The organism is Roseomonas sp. TF40 (genome assembly GCF_057219975.1).
In genome coordinates, this window is record NZ_JBXVVR010000006.1 from 345,371 (window position 1) to 362,303 (window position 16,933).

A 16,933-nucleotide genomic window follows, 5' to 3' on the forward strand; every position below is an offset into this window, starting at 1 on the left:
GTCGTGGCGATGTTCAGCCCTGCGGCGCGCTGCCCGGGTGGACCGGCGCGGGCTGGGCGAAGAAATTGGCCAGCAGGTGCAGCATGATCTGCCGGTTCTTCTGCTGCAGGCTGGCATGGCTGATGCCCTGCATCACGGCGAATTGCTTGTCCGGATGCGGCAGCTTCGCGAAGAAGGCCAGCAGGTCCTCGAAGCTCGCGATGCCGTCGTATTCGCCGCGCAGGATCAGCGTCGGGCAGCTTATCTGTTCCGGCTGCACCACCGGCAGATGCCGGCACATGTCGACATAGGTGCCGATCGGCACGCTGTCGTCCAGCGCCAGGATGGCATCCGCGAAGGCCTCGACCAGCCGCTCATCGCCCGTGCCCGGATGGTCGCGCGTGAAGATGGAGCGCACGAAGTCACGATCGATCGGCCGGCGCAGCCCGCCCGCGATGTAGCCGGGCAGTTTCTTCGTCCGCTCCGCCAGGGTGGGGCTGCCCGCGCCGGTCCAGACGAAGGCATCCAGCGCCAGGCGCGCCACGCGCTCGGGGTGGCGCGCCGCGAAGAGCGCCGCGCGCAACGCGCCCGAGGAGATGCCATAGACCAGCAGCTTGCGGCCGCCATTGTGCGAGAGGATGTGGCTGCTCGCCGCTTCCAGGTCGTCGGCGCCATTGGCGATGTCGCAGGTGATGGCGCGATGCTTGGAGGAACGGCCATAGCCTTCCATGTCCACGCACCAGCATTCGTAGCCAAGGCGGACGAAGACATCCATCGCCGAGGCATCGGGGATGCCCGGCACCTGCAGGTCGAAGGTCGGCTGGGAGGCCATGGAGGAGCCATGCACGAAGAGGATCGTGCCGCGCGTGGCCTCCACGCCGCGCTCGGCCCCCTTGCGCCAGAGGAACAGGCGCACATCGCCCTTCTGCGTCCAGTGCTCGGTCCCGGCAATGGCTTGGTCCATGCCCCGATCCACCTGATTTCCTCCAATCGATTGCAAAATAGGCTGGTGGCATTGCCGCCCGAGGTCAAGCGGCGACACTCTGTGGCGCGCGAAGGGAGCAGGGGCGTGGCATGAGCAGGGTGACCGTGATCGGGCTGGGCTATGTCGGCCTGCCCACGGCGGTGACGCTGGCCAGCCGCGGCCATGAGGTGATCGGCTGCGACACGGCGCCGGCGGTGCGCGCCACACTCGCCACCGGCGCGGCGCAGTTCCGCGAACCCGATCTCGACATGCTGCTCGCCGCCGCACTCGCCACCGGGGCGCTGCGCGTGCAGGCCGCGCCGGCCGAGGCCGCGTACCACATCATCGCCGTGCCGACGCCGCTGAACGATGCCCAGGGGGCGGATCTCGCGCATGTCGATGCGGCGATGGCGGCGCTGGCACCGCTGCTGCGCCCGGGCGACACGGTGATCCTGGAATCGACCGTGCCGATCGGCACGACCGAGCGGCTGGCGCGCGCCCTGGCCACCGCGCGGCCGGATCTTCTGCTGCCCGACCAGGGCGAAGGCTGCGTGCACCTCGCCCATTGCCCCGAGCGCGTGCTGCCCGGGCGCATGCTGGCCGAGATCGTGGCGAATGACCGCATCATCGGCGGCCTGACCCCCGCCTGCGCGCAGCGCGCCGCCGCGCTCTACGCCAGCTTCTCCACGGGGGCCGCGCTGCTGACCGATGCGCGCACGGCCGAGGCGGTGAAGCTGCTGGAGAACGCCTTCCGCGACGTGAACATCGCCTTCGCCAATGAGGCGGCGGCGATCTGCGCGCGGCATGGCATCGACCCCTGGCACGCCATCGCGCTCGCCAACCGCCATCCGCGCGTCCACGTCCTGCGCCCGGGGCCCGGCGTGGGCGGGCATTGCATCGCCGTCGATCCCTGGTTCCTGGTCGAGGGCGCGCCGGAGGAAGCGCGGTTGATCCGCCTGGCGCGCGAGATCAACGATGCGCGCCCCGCTTCGGTCGCCGCGCAGGTGGCGGCGGCGGCGGCAGCGCTGGGCAGCCGGCGGGTCGCCTGCCTCGGCCTGAGCTACAAGCCGGATGTGGAGGATCTGCGCGGCAGCCCGGCGCTGGCGGTGGTGCAGCGCCTCGCGGCTTGCGGGCTGGAGGTGCTGGTGGTCGAGCCGATGCTGGCCGCCCTCCCGCCCGCCCTCGTCACGCTGCCCAACGTCACGCTCGTGCCGCTGGCGCGGGCGCTGGCGGAGTCACGCATCGTCGCGATCCTGGTGGCGCACCGGGCCTTCCACGCGCTCGACGCCGCCGCGCTGAAGGACCACGCGGTGGTGGACAGCGTGGGGCTGCTGGCGGCGCCGTAGTTACAGCGAGGCGCGCGCCCGATTGGCCGCATCATGGGTGGCGACCAAGGCGGCCAGTGTGATGCCGGCCTGCTTCACCGCGGCGGGCTCGCTGGTATCGGCGTCAGCCACCTGCTCCTCGGCATCGGCGACGCCCGCGGCGATCTGCTCGCAGAGTTCGTCCAGCCACTCCTTCGTCGCCAGCGGGTCGGATTCCTCGGCGCGCTGCCACTCGGCGACGATCAGCTCCACCTCCCGCGCCATGCGGCTGGGCGTGACGCCCTTGGCGGCCAGGGCGAGCAGCCGCAGCAGCGCGGCGTCGGTGGGGCGAAGGCGGGCGGGTTTGCGGGCGGCCATGGGGCGCGGCTCCAAGCGGCGGGGATTGTATGTTCTATATATGTTCTCTAACGCCGCCGAGCAAGGGCCTATCTCCGGGCGGGTCGATTGCTATGCTCGCGCCGCCCTCACCCCCCGGAGACCCATGCGCATCCTGCTGATCGAGGACGATGCCAGCACGGCCGCCTACATCGTCAAGGGGCTGCGCGAGGAAGGCCATGTGGTGGACCACGCCGCGAATGGCCGCGACGGGCTGTTCCTGGCGATGGGCGAGCCCTTCGACGTCATCGTCACCGACCGCATGCTGCCCGGCCCGGATGGCCTCTCCATCATCCGCGCCCTGCGCCTGGCGAAGATCACCACGCCGATCCTGGTGCTGACCGCGCTCGGCGAGGTCGAGAAGCGCGTGGAAGGGCTGGAGGCCGGGGCGGATGACTACCTCGCGAAACCCTTCGCCTTCGCCGAATTGCGCGCGCGCATCCGTGCGCTGGCGCGTCGCCCCGCCAGTGCACCCGCAGAACAATCGGTGCTGGAGCTGGGCGAGTTGCGCATGGAGCTGCTGACGCGCACGGTGACGCGCGGCGCGCGCAAGCTCGACCTGCTGCCGACCGAGTGGCGGCTGCTGGAATACCTGATGCGCCATCCGGGCCAGGTCATCACGCGCACCATGCTGCTCGAGAAGGTGTGGGATTTCTCCTTCGATCCCACCACCAATGTCGTCGATGTCCATGTCAGCCGCCTGCGCCGCAAGCTCGATTTGCCGGGCGAGGCGCCGATGCTGCGCACGGTGCGCGGCGCGGGCTATGCGCTGGAAGCGCCGTGAGCGCGCCCATCCTCAAGCGCAGGTCTTTTGCGATCCGGGCTGCCACGGCCTCGGCCATCGTCATGCTCGTGCTCTCGCTGCTCGGCTCGGGCTGGGGCTGGCTGCGGGCGGAGGCCGCGCTGCGCCAGCAGCTCGACCTCGTCATCGCCGGCGAGGCCGAAGGCTTCCTGCGCGAGTATGAGGAGTTCGGCCTGCTCGGCCTGGCCGCCACGGTCGATGCCTATGCGCGACGGCGCGGCCCGCTGCTGGTCGTGCTGCTCACCCCCGATGGGCGGCGCATCGCCGGGCGCCTGCCGGGCGCGCAGCCGGGGTTGCGCGGCTTCGCCGTGCTGCCCGCCACGGAGGACCGCCCGGCGCTGCGCGTGCTGGGCGCCAGGCTGGGCGGGGGGGCGAGCCTGATGGTGGCGGCCGACCTCACCCCGGTCGATCGCGCGGCCTCGGCCCTGGCCTGGACACCGCCGCTCGCTGGCGGGGCGGCGGCGCTGGTGGCGCTGCTGCTGGGCTTCCTGGCCGCCGGGCGGATGGAAAGGCGGCTTGCGGAATCCTCGGATGCGGCGCGCGCGATCGTCGCGGGCGACCTCACGCGCCGGCTGCCGCTCTCGGGCCGCAATGACGAGTTCGACCGCCTGACCGAGACCTTCAACGCGCTGCTCGGCCGCATCGAGGCGCTGATGATCGCCCAGCGCCAGGTCACCGACGACATCGCGCATGACCTGCGCAGCCCGCTGTCGCGCCTGCGCCAGGCGCTGGAGGGCGCGCTCGCCCGCCCGCGGGAGGGCGCGATCGACAACGCCATGCTGGAATCGGCGCTGGCGGAACTCGATTCCGTGCTGGCGAGCTTCGCCGCGCTGCTGCGCATCGCCCGCGCCGAGAGCGGCGTGCTGGCGCAGGGGTTCTCACCGGTCGATCTCACCGCGCTGGTCGCCGATTGCGCCGAGATCATGGGGCCGGTGGCGGAGGAGGCGGGGCGCGTGCTGCGCCGCGACATCGCGCCCGGCCTCGGCGTGCAGGGCGACGCCGCGCTGCTGCGTCAGGCGGTGGTCAACCTGCTCGACAACGCCGTGCTGCATGGCGGGACGCACATCACGCTGCGCCTGCGCCCCGGCCCGGTGATCGAGGTGGAGGATGATGGCCCCGGCATCCCGGCCGACCAGCGTGAGGCGGTGATGCGCCGCTTCGGGCGGCTGGAGCGCAGCCGCACCACGCCGGGCACGGGGCTCGGCCTCGCGCTGGTCGCCGCCGCCGCGCAGGCGCATGGCGGCAGGCTCACCCTGGAAGACGGGGCCGGGCTGGAAGATGGGGCCGGGCTGCTCGCGCGGCTCGACCTCACGCGACCTACCTGACCGGCTCCACCGGCGGCATCTGCCAGCGCCCTTCCAGCAGCGCCGCGCGCGGGCGGTAGAGCCGGAGCATGGCGTTCCAGCCCTCGGGCGTGGGCAGGCAGTTGGGCGTGGCGGCCTCGCAGCCGCCGAACTGCACCGTGACCGAGCCATCGGCGGCGCGCGTCGCGGTCACGTTGTTGACCGAATAGGCGTTGCGCGGATTGGCCACCATGAAGCCCTCCGCATTGTACATCGTGATCGACCAGAAGCCGTCCACCGGCACATCGGTCAGGCGGATGCGGCTCGGCGCGCCGCCCAGCGCGGCGGGGGGCGCGATGGGCAGGTACATCGCGGCGCGCTGCGGATTGCCGCCCCAGCCCGCGGCGGTCATCGCCACATGGTCGATCGGGTTCACCTCCTCGCGCCGGCCGAAGCCCCGCGCGGCCGAGGCGCCGTGCAGCGCCAGCGTGTTCAGCGCCGCGCGCACCGCATCCAGCGAGGCCTTGTCCCATGCCGGCAGGTCGAGCCGCCCGGCCGCCGCCTGCTCCACGCGGATGCCATCCTGCGCCGCATGGGCGGCAGCGACATCGGCGGGGATGTTGGGGTCGAGGAAGGTGCGGAACAGCACCACCATGTAGCGCGTGCCCACCTGCTCGCGCGTGAAGATGAAACGCGCGGGCGCATAGAAGACGCCGTGCACATAGTGGTCCTGGTCGATCGCCAGCATCGACATGAAGCGCCCGCCGACATCGGGCATGGTAACCAAGGCGGGACCGGCCTCCAGGTCGAGCACGAGGTAGGAATAGAGCGTGTCGCGGTTCATGCGGATGACGGTCTGGCGCGCCACATCCACCACCGCGCGCTCATGCGCCAGCCGCCCGATGCCGGCCATCTGCACCAGGTCGGTGAGGTAGCGATCGGTCTCCGCGCGGGCGAAGTTGTGCACCGTCACCGCGGGCTGCGCGGCCGCCTGCGCCGTGCAGAGCGTGGCCGCGAGCAGCGGCACCCACCAGGATCGCATCATCGGCCGGATCTCCTTCGTTGCGCGCGCATCATGGCGCAGCCGGTTCACCCCGTCACGCTCGATGGATCGGCGTTGGACCCGCAGACCAGCACCGCCACGCGCGCGCCCGGCGGCGGGGTGAAGCGGCCCGAGACCAGCGCGGCCAGCGCGGCCGCCCCGCCGGGCTCGGCCACCAGCCGCAGCGCCTGCCAGAGCCGCCTCTGCGTCGCGCGGATCGCCTCGTCCGGCACCAGCACGGCCTGGGCCACATGCCGTGCGGCGACCGCGAAGCCCAGCGCGCCGATCTGCTTCGCCCCCAGGCTGTCCGCCGCCAGCCCGCCCACGGTGCAGGGCACGGGCCGCCCGGCCTGGAGCGCGGTGGCGAGAGTCGGGCAGCCCTCCGACTCCACGCTGATCACCTGCACTCCCCGCCCCGCATACCAGGCCGCGATGCCGCCGATCAGACCGCCGCCGCCGGTCGCGACCAGCAGATGCGTGGCCTCCGGCGCGTCCTGCTCGATCTCCAGGCCGACCGTGCCCTGGCCTGCCAGCACCTCCGCCTGGTCATAGGCATGGACCAGCAGCGCGCCGGTCTCCGCCGCGCGCGCCTCGCTGGCCTGGCGCGCCTCGTCATAGGCGGCGCCGATGCGGTGCAGCGTGGCACCATAGCCCTCGATCCGGTCCGTCTTGGCCGATGGCGTGGCGAGCGGGCAGAACACCTCCGCCCTGTGGCCCAGCGCGCGCGCCGCATAGGCCACCGCCGCGCCGTGATTGCCGCCCGAGGCGGTGGCCACGCCCGCCGGCGGCACCGCGGCCTGGAGCATGCGGTTGAAGGCGCCGCGCGGCTTGAAGCTGCCGGTCGCCTGCAGCAATTCCAGCTTCAGCGCGAGCGGCAGGCCCAGCCCCAGCTCGTCCCGGCCCAGCCGCAGCAGCGGCGTGCGGCGGATATGCGGGGCGATGCGCGCGGCGGCGGCGGTGATCTCGTCTCGGGTCGGGTGCATGGGCCGAGCCTGCCAGCGGGTGCCGGCGGGGGCAATTCCGCCCCCTTCCGGGCCCGCCACCTTTCTGCCATGTTCCGGCCTCCCCGAAGGGGACCGGCCAAAGGGAACAGCCAAAGGGAACAGGATGACCCTTCATGCTTCCTGCGCCGCCCAGGCGGGTGACGGCGTGTTGATCCTGGGGCCTTCGGGCGCCGGCAAGTCGGATCTGGTGCTGCGCCTGATGGGCCGCGGCTGGGATCTCGTCGCCGATGACCAGGTGGAGGTCTCCGCCGATGACGAGGGCCTGCTCGCCGCCCCGCCCGCCGCGCTGTCGGGCATGCTGGAGGTGCGCGGCCTTGGCCTGTTCCAGGGCCTGCCCCATGCCGCCCCCGCCCGGCTGCGCCTGGTGGTGGCGCTGACGGACGCACCGCCGCGCCTGCCCGAGCCCGCCAGCTATGCCGCGCTCGGCCACAGCCTGCCCTGTCTTGCCCTGGCGGGGCGCGAGGCCTCGGCGCCCGACAAGCTGGCGCTGGCGCTGCAGGCGACGCGAGGTGCGGCGCGGCTGCAGGCCGGGTTCCTGGCGTGATGGGCACGCCCCTGCCCCTGGACGATTCCCTGCCCGACCGGCCCGTGGTGCTGGTCACCGGCCTGTCCGGCGCGGGCAAGCTTTCCATCCTGCGCGCGCTGGAGGATCTGGGCTTCGAGACGGTGGACAACCCGCCGCTCTCCATCGTGGGCGAACTCGCCACCGATGGCGCGGCCACGCCGCTGGCCATCGGGGTCGATGCCCGCAGCCGCGGCTTCCGCGCGGCCGAGGTGCTGGCCGCCGTGGCCGCGCTGCGCGCCCGGCCGGGCATCGCGCTGACCCTGCTCTTCGCCACCGCCGAGGAAGCCGTGCTGCTGCGCCGTTTCTCCGAGACGCGCCGGCGCCACCCGCTGGCCCCGGGCGGGTCGCTGGGGTCGCGCGTGGCCGAGGGGATCGCCCGGGAATCGGCCCTGCTGGCGCCGCTGCAGCAGGCGGCGGATGTGGTGATCGACACCTCCGACCTGCCGCTGCCCGAGTTGCGCCGGCTGGTCGAGCGCCGCTTCCTGCCCGAGGGCGGGGCCGGCATGGCGATCGGGGTGATGTCCTTCGGCTATCCCCGCGGCCTGCCGCGCGACGCGGATCTGGTCTTCGACGTGCGCTTCCTGCGCAACCCACATTACGACCCCGTGCTGCGCCCGATGACGGGGGCGGATGCGCCGGTCGCGGCCTTCATCATGGAAGACCCTGATTTCCAGAGCTTCTGGGATCGCCTGACCGGCATGATGGCGCTGCTGCTGCCGCGCTACCGGGCGGAAGGCAAGAAGTACCTGACCGTGGCCTTCGGCTGCACCGGGGGCAAGCATCGCTCCGTGCTTGTGGCGGAGCGGCTCGCGGCCCATCTTGCCCAACTGGGCTGGCGGGTGGATTGCCTGCACCGCGAGGTGGGGCTACCCCGCGCCAGACCCGAAGCCGCCACGGCCCCTGCCGCGGCGGGAGCCATCGATGCGGGGCGGGAGGCCCTGTCGCAGCCATCATGATCGGACTCGTCCTGGTTACCCACGGCCGCCTTGCCGAGGAGCTGCGCCTCGCCATGGAGCATGTCGTCGGGCCGCAGAGTGCGGTCGCGACCGTGTGCATCTATCCCGACGACCAGCTCGAATCCCGGCGCGAGGACATCCGCGCCTCGATCGCCCAGGTGGACCAGGGCGATGGCGTGGTGGTGCTGACCGACATCATGGGCGGCACCCCCTCCAACCTCGCCTTCCAGCTCTGCGACCATCGCACGGTGGAGGTGATCGCGGGCGTGAACCTTCCCTTGTTGGTCAAGCTCGCCAAGCTGCGCGGCACCGAGCCCCTGGCCGAGGCGGTGGCCCATGCCACGGCGGCGGGGCGCAAATACCTCGCCAGCGCGGCCGACTTCCCCGATGCGCCGAAATCCAACGGCGCCAGGCCCCCCAAGGGAGAGCCCGGCAAGGGCGAGCCGACATGAATGAATGGCCCGATGAGGGTGGCGAGGCGACGGCCGCCGTCCCGCCCGCCAGCCTGACCGATCCCGGACCCTGTGGCTGCGAGGGCAATGGCATGACGCTGACCCGCACGCTCAAGATCACCAACAGCCGCGGCCTGCACGCCCGCGCCGCGGCCAAGCTGGTGACGGTGGCCGAGCGCTTCTCGGCCTGCGTCAACGTCTCCCGCCATGGGCAGACGGTGCCGGCCTGCTCGATCATGGGGCTGATGATGCTCGGTGCGGGCAAGGGCAGCGAAGTGGTGATCGAGGCCGATGGCTGGGACGCCAAGGAGGCCATGGAGGCCATCGCCGGCCTCATCGAGGCCGGCTTCCATGAAGACTGAGAAGCCCGCCGAACCCAAGGCCGAGACCAGATCCGCCGAGCGCCGCGCGGTGGCGCGCCGCGTGCCCAAGGAAGTCCAGCTGCGCGGCATCGCGGTCTCCCCCGGTGTTGCCGTCGGCCCGGTCTTCGACACCTCCGAACCCCCGGCCGAGGCGCCGCGCCGCAGCATCGAGCCGGCCGCGGTGGAGGCCGAGCGCCAGCGCCTGGCCACCGCGGTGGCCACCAGCCGCAAGCAGGTCTCCAAGCTCAAGACCCGGCTGGGCGTGCTGCCCGAGGAAGCGCAGCAGGAACTCGAACCGCTGCTCGACGCCTATGCCCTCATGCTGGGCGACAGCCGCCTGATCCGCGGCGCGCGCAAGCGGATCGAGCAGGGGCTGCTCGGCGCCGAGACCGCCGTGGCCGATGAGGCCGAGGCGATCGCGGAGGTCATCCTCGCCGCGCGCGACGACGACAAGGCCGGGCTGCGCCGCCGCGCCGGCGAGGTGCGCGAGATCGCCCGCCGCCTGACCCGCAACCTGACCCAGAACCCCTTCCGCAGCTTCAAGGAAGTGCCCGAGGGCGCGATCCTGGTGGCGGAGGAGGTCACCCCCGCCGACGCCGCGCTGCTCGACCCCGCGCGCATCGCGGGCGTGGCCACCGAGGAAGGGGGGGCGGATGGCCACACCGCCATCATGCTCCGCGCGCTGGGCATCCCCGCCGTGCTCGGCGTGCCCGGGCTGACGGAAGCCGCCCGGCGCGGCGACCCGATGGTGATCGACGGCGCGCAGGGCCTTGTTTCGCTTTTCCCCACCGCGGCGACGCTGGCCGGGGCGAAGGACCAGCTCGCCCTCTACGCCAAGGAACGCGCGCGGCTCGGCAAGCTGCGCCGCCTGCCCTCCGTCACCACCGACGGGGAGGAGGTGGAGCTGCTGGCCAACATGGAGATCCCGGCGGAGCTGCCGCTGATCGCCCAGGCCGGCGCCCAGGGCATCGGCCTGCTGCGCACCGAATTCCTGTTCATGAACCGCGAGGACCTGCCGGACGAGGACGCGCAATTCGCCGCCTATGCCCCGATCATCGAGGCGATGGGCGGCGACCCCGTGACCATCCGCGTGCTCGACTGGGGCGGCGAGAAGGACATGGAGGCGCTGGCCGAGGGGGTGGAGCCCACCCATGCCTCCGCCAACCCCGCACTCGGCCTGCGCGGCATCCGCATGCTGCTGAAGCGGCCCGAGCTGCTCGAGGTGCAATTCGCCGCCATCCTGCGCGTCGCCGCCCAGGCGGGCGAGGGCGCGGTGCGGGTGATGCTGCCCATGGTCACCATCCCCTCGGAGGTGAAGCAGGCGCGCGAGATCTATGAGCGCGTCGCCCGCCGCCTGCGCCGGCGCGGCGAGAAGCTGCCCGAGAAGCTGCCCGAACTCGGGGCCATGATCGAGACACCGGGTGCGGCACTGGCCGCCGACGCCATCGCGCTCGAGGCCGATTTCTTCGCCATCGGCACCAATGACCTCGCGATGTACACGCTGGCCGTGGATCGCGGCGATGCCGAGGTCGCGCATCTCTACGACCCGCTGCACCCGGCCGTGCTGCGGCTGATGCAGTTCGCCACCGAGGCCGCGCTGCGCCTGCGCATGCCGGTCAGCGTCTGCGGCGAGATGGGCGGCAATCCGCGCCTCGTGCCCTTGCTGCTGGGCCTGGGCATCCGCTGCCTGTCGATGAATGCCGGCGCCATTCCGCGCGTGAAGCAGGCGGTGCGTGCGCTCGACATCGGCGATTGCGCCCGCTTCGCGCGGCGCGTGATGGAGCAGTCCGACCCCGCGCGCATCCGCGAGCTGGTCGATGGCTTTGCCAGTGGCGTGACCGAACGGGGCTGACGAACCGACCATGGACGAGGATACGCCCCACCCCGCGCAGGGCCGTTACGGCGCGGGCGCCGCACCGGCCGCGCTGCTGCCCACCAACCCCGTGCTCGACGTGCTGCTCGGCCACCATTCCGTGCGCGCCTACCGGCCCGATCCGCTGCCCGCGGGCACGCTGGAGACGCTGGTCGCCGCCGCGCAATCCGCCCCCACCTCCTCCAACCTCCAGGCCTGGAGCGTGGTGGCGGTGGAGGACCCCGAGCGCCGCGCGCGCCTCGCCGCGCTGTCGGCGAAGCAGCGCTTCGTGGCGGAGGCGCCGCTGTTCCTCTGCTGGGTGGCCGACCTTTCGCGCCTGACGCGGCTGGGGGAGGCGCATCAGAAGAAGCTGGAGGCGCTGGACTACCTCGAATCCTTCATGGTCGCGCTGGTCGATGCGGCGCTGGCGGCGCAGAACGCGGTGGTGGCGGCCGAATCGCTGGGGCTCGGCACGGTCTATGTCGGCGCGCTGCGGCATGAGCCGGAGAAGGTGGCGGCCGAGCTGGACCTGCCGCCGGGCGCCTTCGCCCCCTTCGGCCTCGCGGTGGGCCACCCGGCCCAGCCCGGCCCCCGGATCGGCGCGGTGAAGCCGCGCCTGCCGCAATCCCTGGTGCTGCACCGCGAGCAGTATCGCGTGGCCGATGAGGGCGCGGCGATCGGCGCCTATGACCGGGCGCTGGCCGCATTCTCCGAACGGCAGGGGATGGGCCCCGTCGCCTGGACGCCGCGCATGTTGAGCCGCGTGGCCAATGCGGCCAGCCTCTCGGGCCGCGACCGGATGCGTGAGGCGCTCAACGCGCTGGGCTTCCCGCTGCGATAGAGGCAGTCTTCCCCCCCTGTGCCGGCGCCTGGATACGGGGCAGGCTGGCGGCCCTTGAGGGAGGAAACAGACATGCATCGCAGGACATTGCTGTCATCGCTGGCGGCCGCCGGCACCCTGGGCATGACCGGGGCCCAGGCCCAGGCGCAGTCCGCCTGGCCATCGCGGCCCGTCAGCGTCATCGTGCCCTTCGTCGCCGGCGGGCCGTCCGACATCGTCGCGCGCTCCATCGCCAACCGGATGAGCCAGAACCTCGGCCAGCCGGTGGTGGCGGAGAACCGCCCCGGCGCGAATGGCGAGGTGGCGGCGCGCCAGGTGGTGCGCAGCGCGCCCGACGGCCACACGCTCTTCGTCGGCTCGATCGGCGTCTTCGCCATCAACACGGCGCTGCGGCCGAATCTCGGCTATGATCCGGTGCGCGAGCTCTCGCCCATCACGCTGGCCGTCACCACGCCGAACGTGCTGGTGGTGAATGCCGAGAAGGTGCCGGTGCGCACGCTGACCGAGCTGGTCGCCTGGCTGAAGGCGAATCGCGGCCGGACCAGCTACTCGACCTCGGGCGTGGGGTCCTCCGACCACCTGACCATGGAGCTGTTCAAGATCCGGACCGAGACCGACCCGGTGCATGTGCCCTACCAGGGCGGAGCGGCGGCGGCGACGGACCTGATCGCGGGCAATGTGCAGCTCAGCTTCCAGAACCTTGGCACGGTGGCAGGGCATATCGCCGGCGGGCGGCTGCGCGCCATCGCCGTGACCTCGGCCGAGCGCAACCGCCTGCTGCCCGAAGTGCCGACGGCGATCGAGCAGGGGCTGCGGGATTTCGTGGTCACGTCCTGGCAGGCGGTGATGGCGCCCGCCGGCATGCCCGCGCCGCTGCTGGCGCAGGTCGCGGAGGCCACGGTCGCCGCGCTGAAGCATCCCGAGAACGTGGCGCGGCTGAACGGCATCGGCTTCGACGTGGTGGGCAATTCGCCGGAGGAATACCGCGCCTTCCAGGTCGCCGAGATCGCGCGCTGGCGGCAGGTGGTGGCCACCGCCGGCATCCGGCCGGAATAACCCCAGAATGACAACACCCGCCGCGGCCGGACGGCCGCGGCGGGTGTCGCCGGATCGACGGCCGGGGTCGAGCTAGTGGTGGGCGATCTCGCCCGCGCCCCACCAGTAGACGCAGATGAACAGGAACAGCCAGACCACGTCCACGAAGTGCCAGTACCAGGCCGCGGCCTCGAAGCCGAAATGGCGCTCGGGCGTGAAATGGCCGCGCATGGCGCGGAACAGGCAGACGGCCAGGAAGATGGTGCCGACCATCACATGGAAGCCGTGGAAGCCCGTGGCGAGGAAGAACACCGAAGGATAGACGCCATCGCGGAAGCCGAAGGGCGCGATGATGTATTCCTTGACCTGGAAGCCCGAGAAGGCGAGGCCCAGCAGCACCGTCAGCGCCAGGCCGTTGATCAGCCCCTTGCGGTCGCCGTTCAGCAGCGAATGGTGCGCCCAGGTGACCGTGCAGCCCGACAGCAGCAGGATCATGGTGTTCAGGAAGGGCAGGCCCCAGGGGTCGAAGGTCAGCACGCCCTTGGGGGGCCAGACCGCCGTGGTGGCCCCCGAGACATGTTCGGGGAACAGGGCGAAGTGGAAGAAGGCCCAGAAGAAGGCGACGAAGAACATCACCTCGCTGGCGATGAACAGCACCATGCCGTAGCGCAGGCCCAGCCGCACGACGGGGCTGTGGATGCCCGGCGCCCGGCTCTCGCGCAGCACGTCGCGCCACCAGAAGAACATGCAGGCGAAGGTCGCGAGCAGGCCTGCCGCCAGCAGCCAGTAGCTGCCGTAATGCGCGATCAGCACGATGCCGAGCACCACGGCCCCGCCGGCGAAGGCGCTCAGCAGGGGCCAGGGCGAGGGGTCAACCAGGTGGTAGGGGTGCTTGTAGGGGCTGCCGCCCGCGTCACTCGTGCTTGCCATGGTGCGTCCCGAATAATCCCGGCGCGTGACCGCGCCTGTGCGTCGCGGCCCGCGGCCGCGCCTGTGCAGCGCATCAATCCTGAAAAGCCCCGGGCGATCAAGTCGCCAGGGCCGAGAAACCTCTGCGACGCGGCCATCTCGGGGGCGGATCGCCGCATGATGCGCGGGGAATAAACCCGCCACCCCGGCGTTTCGCTCCTCGATACCCGTCCCGGCACCCCGCCGTAAGGAGATTCGACGATGCGACGCCTTGCGATCCTGCTCGCCGTTCCGCTCGCCATGGCCCAGCCGGCCCGGGCGGATGAACCACGCGCGGAAGCCGCCGCGATCTGCACGAATGGCGTCTGCACCCGCATCGATCGCCTGACGATCGCCCGCGACGGGCGCCGTGAGGGCGGCTGGGCGGGCGACGAGGCCTGGCGCGGCCGCGGCTTCGGCCTCTGGATTGGCGAGGAGAACCGCCGTGCCCGGCCCAACCGCCCGCGCCGCGACCGCGACGACGACGACGACGATGACGACGACGACTGATCCGCCTCAGCCGGCACTCCGCGCCACCTCCTGCCGCGGCGCGGGCTGGCGGCCGAGTGCCTCCACCAGCCCCAGCAGACGGCGCGTCTCGAAAGGCTTGCCGAGCACCGCGTCGAAGCCCGCCGCCCGGCAGTCCTGCTCCACCTCCTGGGTCACCTCGGCGGTCAGCGCCACCAGCTTCATCCGGCCCGCCCCGCCGGGCAGGCCACGCAGCGCGGCCGCCACGCCCAGCCCATCCAGCCCCGGCATGCGCAGGTCGAGGATGGCAAGGTCGAAGGCCACGCCATGCACCGCCGCCAGCGCTCGTGCGCCATCCTCCACCGCCGTCACGGCATGCCCGGCGCGTTCCAGCACCGCCACCAGCAGCAGCCGGCTGGCCGGCACGTCCTCGGCCACCAGGATGCGCAGCTGGCCCGGATGCGGGCCACCATCGGGCGCCTGGCCGGGTCGGAAGGGCACCCGCAGCGTGAAGCGGCTGCCGCGACCGGGCAGGCTCTCCGCCGTGATGGTACCGCCCATCGCCACCACCAGCCGCCGGCAGATGGCCAGGCCCAGCCCGCTGCCCCCGAAGCGCCGCGCCGTGTCCTCCGCCCCCTGCTGGAAGCGGTCGAAGATGCGCGGCAGGGCCTCGGCGCTGATGCCGATGCCGGTGTCGCTGATCGCGATCTCCAGCCGCGCGGGCTGGCCCACCAGCCGCGCGGCCAGCACCACCTCTCCCTGCGGGGTGAACTTGATGGCGTTGCCGAGCAGGTTGATCACCACTTGGCGCAGCCGCAGCGGGTCGCCGCGCACCCAGCGCGGCAGGCCGGGATCGCGCTGCACCACCAGCCCCAGCGCCTTCTGCTGCGCCACGGCGCGCATCAGCGCGGCACTCTCCTCCAGCAAGTCGAAGAGATCGAGGGAGGTATCCTCGAGCGCGATGGCGCCATCCTCGAGCCGGGCGAAATCCAGCACGTCGCCCACCAGCGCCAGCAGCGACTGCCCGGCACGGCGCTGCTGCTCCACCCAGCTGCGCGGCGTGGGCGGCAATTCGGCGCGCGCCAACAGGTCCGTATAGCCGAGCAGCCCGGTCAGCGGCGCGCGCAGCTCATGGCTGACGGTGGCGAGCAGGTCCGCCCGCCGGCGCTCGAGCTCCGCCGCGCGGGCGAGGGCGGCGGCATGCGCCTGCTCCTGCCGCGCCAACTCCACCCGGCCGCGCCGGGCCAGCCGGAGCGCGAGGGCGAGGCCCAGCAGCAGCGCCATCGCGCCGGCGCCCGCCAGGAGCCAAGGCAGCAGCCCCGCGCCCGCCGGGATGACGAGCAGCCGCCAGCCATCCTCCCCCACCGGCCGCGCCGCGGCATCGGCTTCGGGCAAGCCCGGGCCGAGGCCGGCAAGCGGCACACCCCGCCCATCCAGCAGCCGCACGGCCCAGCCCGGCGGCAGATACTCGCGGGCGAGCAGCGCGGCGAGGGTGGCGGGCGGGATCTCCGCCACCACGGCCATGCGCGCGGCATCATCGCGCCAGACCGGCACGCGCAGGCTGACCCGCCCATCCGGCGCATCGCCCAGGCTCGGCCGGCCGCTTTGCAGGGTGCGGGCCAGGCCAGCCGGATCGGGCGGGGGCGCCGGCGGGGCCTCGACCGGGCGACGAAGATCGACGCGCCGCGCCGCCGGGTCCTCCAGCGCCAGGGTGTGCCATTGCGGCATGCGCGCCAGCAGGGCCTGCGCGGCGCTGCGGAAGGCGGCATCCTCCCCTGCCCCGGCCGTGGCCGCGAGCAGCGCGAGCAGCCGGGCATCGGCCTCCAGCGCCGCTTCCAACGCGCGCGCCATGGCCGCGCCGACGCGTTCCTGCGTGGCGCCACGCTCCGTCGCGCGGTGCAGCGCGAGGCCCGCCAGCACGGCCGCGAGCAGCAGGGCAAGCGGCAGCATGGCCAGCAGCGGCGGCATCAGCCCGATGCGCCACCAGGGCGGTGGCGAGGGGACGCTGTTGGCAGGAGTCACGCCGGCCGGTCACCTTGATCGCGAGGAGCGCCACAGGCCGGCATGGTCGATCACCGGCATGGTGGCGGTATACCACCTGCCGACACACAAACACGCGGACCGGCTACCAATCCATGAACCAGGGCGCACAAAGCCGCGTGAGGAGCCGCGCGCGCGGCAGGCATCAACCGCCCGTTCATCCCTGCCCGCCATGCTGGCGCGATGACCGAGATCGAAGCCGCGCGTGAATCCCGCCAGGCGATCGCCCGCCATCTGGCGGATCTGCATCGCCTGCACATCCAGCTCGCCGCCGACAGCCGGGCGCTGAAAACGCTGACCGCCGAGGGCAAGCCCCTGGCCGAGATCGAGATCGCGGCCGAGATGCTGGAACAATACATGGCGGCGACCGGCGCCTTCCTTGAGAACATGCGCGGCCGCTACGAAGCGCGCCTCGCGCTGCTGCGCCGCGGCGATCCGGTGGGGCCCGAGGCCGCACCCGGGCATGGTCCGCCGGGGCATGGGCATTTCTGGTACGCCTTCTCGCGCCTCTGCGCCGCGCTGCGCCAGGTGGAGCGGCGCATCGGCTGAGCGCCGCCCGGGGTCGTGCCCCGGCGCGCGCAGCGCAAAACATCCCGGCGCGCGCAGCGCAAAACGCCCCGGCGCGTGCAGCGCAAAAAAA

The 16,933-nt window shown here is 72.6% G+C and carries 18 protein-coding genes; 12 read left to right on the top strand and 6 right to left on the bottom strand.

Features of this window, described 5'->3' with window-relative positions:
• Nucleotides 1–13: 13 nt before the first annotated feature.
• A complete protein-coding gene (locus AC2D9U_RS18355; RefSeq protein ID WP_484751652.1) occupies nucleotides 14–943 on the bottom strand; it encodes an alpha/beta hydrolase in 930 nt (309 codons plus the stop codon).
• A 110-nt stretch (nucleotides 944–1,053) separates the two neighbouring features.
• On the opposite strand from AC2D9U_RS18355, the gene wecC reads away from it, so the two are divergent.
• Nucleotides 1,054–2,289: a UDP-N-acetyl-D-mannosamine dehydrogenase gene (wecC, locus tag AC2D9U_RS18360; protein WP_484751653.1), complete on the top strand. Its 1,236-nt coding sequence runs from the start codon at nucleotides 1,054–1,056 to the stop codon at nucleotides 2,287–2,289.
• Here wecC and AC2D9U_RS18365 read toward each other — a convergent pair whose 3' ends face one another.
• Nucleotides 2,290–2,625: a hypothetical protein gene (locus AC2D9U_RS18365; RefSeq protein WP_484751654.1), complete on the bottom strand. Its 336-nt coding sequence runs from the start codon at nucleotides 2,623–2,625 to the stop codon at nucleotides 2,290–2,292.
• Between the two features lie 124 nt (nucleotides 2,626–2,749).
• Between AC2D9U_RS18365 and AC2D9U_RS18370 the strand changes: the two genes are divergently transcribed.
• Both AC2D9U_RS18370 and AC2D9U_RS18375 read left to right on the top strand, forming a co-directional pair.
• Nucleotides 2,750–3,427 carry a winged helix-turn-helix domain-containing protein gene (locus tag AC2D9U_RS18370; RefSeq protein ID WP_484751655.1) on the top strand — a complete coding sequence of 226 codons (678 nt, stop codon included), beginning with the start codon at nucleotides 2,750–2,752 and terminating at the stop codon, nucleotides 3,425–3,427.
• The gene (locus tag AC2D9U_RS18375) at nucleotides 3,424–4,770 is read left to right on the top strand and encodes a sensor histidine kinase (protein WP_484751656.1); all 1,347 of its coding nucleotides are present in this window, start codon (nucleotides 3,424–3,426) and stop codon (nucleotides 4,768–4,770) included. Before AC2D9U_RS18370 ends, AC2D9U_RS18375 begins: the two co-directional genes overlap by 4 nt.
• On the opposite strand, the gene AC2D9U_RS18380 is transcribed toward AC2D9U_RS18375, so the two are convergent.
• Nucleotides 4,763–5,773, bottom strand: a complete 1,011-nt coding sequence (locus AC2D9U_RS18380; protein ID WP_484751657.1) for a DUF1214 domain-containing protein — start codon at nucleotides 5,771–5,773, stop codon at nucleotides 4,763–4,765. The two genes, AC2D9U_RS18375 and AC2D9U_RS18380, sit on opposite strands and share 8 nt — an antisense overlap.
• Before the next feature lie 44 nt (nucleotides 5,774–5,817).
• Complete coding sequence (locus AC2D9U_RS18385) at nucleotides 5,818–6,753, bottom strand: serine/threonine dehydratase (RefSeq protein WP_484751658.1); 936 nt, start codon at nucleotides 6,751–6,753, stop codon at nucleotides 5,818–5,820.
• A gap of 124 nt (nucleotides 6,754–6,877) precedes the next feature.
• On the opposite strand from AC2D9U_RS18385, the gene AC2D9U_RS18390 reads away from it, so the two are divergent.
• From AC2D9U_RS18390 to AC2D9U_RS18420, 7 genes are all read left to right on the top strand, one after another.
• On the top strand, nucleotides 6,878–7,318 hold the full coding sequence (locus tag AC2D9U_RS18390) for an HPr kinase/phosphorylase (protein ID WP_484751659.1): 441 nt from the start codon (nucleotides 6,878–6,880) through the stop codon (nucleotides 7,316–7,318).
• Entirely contained in the window at nucleotides 7,318–8,295 is a 978-nt protein-coding gene (rapZ, locus tag AC2D9U_RS18395; RefSeq protein ID WP_484751660.1) for an RNase adapter RapZ, read from the top strand. The genes AC2D9U_RS18390 and rapZ overlap by 1 nt, the downstream gene beginning before the upstream one ends.
• On the top strand, nucleotides 8,292–8,747 hold the full coding sequence (locus tag AC2D9U_RS18400) for a PTS sugar transporter subunit IIA (RefSeq protein ID WP_484751661.1): 456 nt from the start codon (nucleotides 8,292–8,294) through the stop codon (nucleotides 8,745–8,747). The genes rapZ and AC2D9U_RS18400 overlap by 4 nt, the downstream gene beginning before the upstream one ends.
• Before the next feature lie 92 nt (nucleotides 8,748–8,839).
• Complete coding sequence (locus tag AC2D9U_RS18405) at nucleotides 8,840–9,109, top strand: HPr family phosphocarrier protein (RefSeq protein WP_484751690.1); 270 nt, start codon at nucleotides 8,840–8,842, stop codon at nucleotides 9,107–9,109.
• On the top strand, nucleotides 9,099–10,961 hold the full coding sequence (gene ptsP, locus AC2D9U_RS18410) for a phosphoenolpyruvate--protein phosphotransferase (protein ID WP_484751662.1): 1,863 nt from the start codon (nucleotides 9,099–9,101) through the stop codon (nucleotides 10,959–10,961). The genes AC2D9U_RS18405 and ptsP overlap by 11 nt, the downstream gene beginning before the upstream one ends.
• 10 nt (nucleotides 10,962–10,971) lie before the next feature.
• Nucleotides 10,972–11,802, top strand: a complete 831-nt coding sequence (locus tag AC2D9U_RS18415) for an NADPH-dependent oxidoreductase (protein ID WP_484751663.1) — start codon at nucleotides 10,972–10,974, stop codon at nucleotides 11,800–11,802.
• Between the two features lie 72 nt (nucleotides 11,803–11,874).
• Nucleotides 11,875–12,858 (top strand): Bug family tripartite tricarboxylate transporter substrate binding protein, encoded by a 984-nt coding sequence (locus AC2D9U_RS18420; RefSeq protein ID WP_484751664.1) that lies wholly within the window; start codon nucleotides 11,875–11,877, stop codon nucleotides 12,856–12,858.
• Nucleotides 12,859–12,930: 72 nt separating this feature from the next.
• Here the strand turns inward: AC2D9U_RS18420 and AC2D9U_RS18425 are convergent, their stop codons facing one another.
• The gene (locus AC2D9U_RS18425) at nucleotides 12,931–13,767 is read right to left on the bottom strand and encodes a cytochrome c oxidase subunit 3 (RefSeq protein ID WP_484751665.1); all 837 of its coding nucleotides are present in this window, start codon (nucleotides 13,765–13,767) and stop codon (nucleotides 12,931–12,933) included.
• A 240-nt stretch (nucleotides 13,768–14,007) separates the two neighbouring features.
• Here AC2D9U_RS18425 and AC2D9U_RS18430 point away from each other — a divergent pair, with 240 nt between their 5' ends.
• Nucleotides 14,008–14,295 carry a hypothetical protein gene (locus tag AC2D9U_RS18430; protein WP_484751666.1) on the top strand — a complete coding sequence of 96 codons (288 nt, stop codon included), beginning with the start codon at nucleotides 14,008–14,010 and terminating at the stop codon, nucleotides 14,293–14,295.
• A gap of 6 nt (nucleotides 14,296–14,301) precedes the next feature.
• Here the strand turns inward: AC2D9U_RS18430 and AC2D9U_RS18435 are convergent, their stop codons facing one another.
• Nucleotides 14,302–16,275, bottom strand: a complete 1,974-nt coding sequence (locus tag AC2D9U_RS18435; protein WP_484751667.1) for a hybrid sensor histidine kinase/response regulator — start codon at nucleotides 16,273–16,275, stop codon at nucleotides 14,302–14,304.
• Nucleotides 16,276–16,476: 201 nt separating this feature from the next.
• On the opposite strand from AC2D9U_RS18435, the gene AC2D9U_RS18440 reads away from it, so the two are divergent.
• Nucleotides 16,477–16,842, top strand: coding sequence for a hypothetical protein (locus AC2D9U_RS18440; RefSeq protein ID WP_484751668.1), 366 nt, complete (start codon nucleotides 16,477–16,479; stop codon nucleotides 16,840–16,842).
• The last annotated feature ends 91 nt before the right edge of the window (nucleotides 16,843–16,933 follow it).

Bases quoted from the DNA above. Each gene is read 5' to 3' on its own strand.
- AC2D9U_RS18390 (WP_484751659.1), top strand. From the start codon at position 6,878: ATGACCCTTCATGCTTCCTGCGCCGCCCAGGCGGGTGACGGCGTGTTG.
- AC2D9U_RS18430 (WP_484751666.1), top strand. From the start codon at position 14,008: ATGCGACGCCTTGCGATCCTGCTCGCCGTTCCGCTCGCCATGGCCCAG.
- AC2D9U_RS18370 (WP_484751655.1), top strand. From the start codon at position 2,750: ATGCGCATCCTGCTGATCGAGGACGATGCCAGCACGGCCGCCTACATC.
- AC2D9U_RS18420 (WP_484751664.1), top strand. From the start codon at position 11,875: ATGCATCGCAGGACATTGCTGTCATCGCTGGCGGCCGCCGGCACCCTG.
- AC2D9U_RS18355 (WP_484751652.1), bottom strand. From the start codon at position 943: ATGGACCAAGCCATTGCCGGGACCGAGCACTGGACGCAGAAGGGCGAT.
- AC2D9U_RS18400 (WP_484751661.1), top strand. From the start codon at position 8,292: ATGATCGGACTCGTCCTGGTTACCCACGGCCGCCTTGCCGAGGAGCTG.
- rapZ (WP_484751660.1), top strand. From the start codon at position 7,318: ATGGGCACGCCCCTGCCCCTGGACGATTCCCTGCCCGACCGGCCCGTG.
- AC2D9U_RS18415 (WP_484751663.1), top strand. From the start codon at position 10,972: ATGGACGAGGATACGCCCCACCCCGCGCAGGGCCGTTACGGCGCGGGC.
- wecC (WP_484751653.1), top strand. From the start codon at position 1,054: ATGAGCAGGGTGACCGTGATCGGGCTGGGCTATGTCGGCCTGCCCACG.
- AC2D9U_RS18365 (WP_484751654.1), bottom strand. From the start codon at position 2,625: ATGGCCGCCCGCAAACCCGCCCGCCTTCGCCCCACCGACGCCGCGCTG.
- AC2D9U_RS18380 (WP_484751657.1), bottom strand. From the start codon at position 5,773: ATGATGCGATCCTGGTGGGTGCCGCTGCTCGCGGCCACGCTCTGCACG.
- AC2D9U_RS18385 (WP_484751658.1), bottom strand. From the start codon at position 6,753: ATGCACCCGACCCGAGACGAGATCACCGCCGCCGCCGCGCGCATCGCC.
- AC2D9U_RS18440 (WP_484751668.1), top strand. From the start codon at position 16,477: ATGACCGAGATCGAAGCCGCGCGTGAATCCCGCCAGGCGATCGCCCGC.
- ptsP (WP_484751662.1), top strand. From the start codon at position 9,099: ATGAAGACTGAGAAGCCCGCCGAACCCAAGGCCGAGACCAGATCCGCC.
- AC2D9U_RS18425 (WP_484751665.1), bottom strand. From the start codon at position 13,767: ATGGCAAGCACGAGTGACGCGGGCGGCAGCCCCTACAAGCACCCCTAC.
- AC2D9U_RS18405 (WP_484751690.1), top strand. From the start codon at position 8,840: ATGACGCTGACCCGCACGCTCAAGATCACCAACAGCCGCGGCCTGCAC.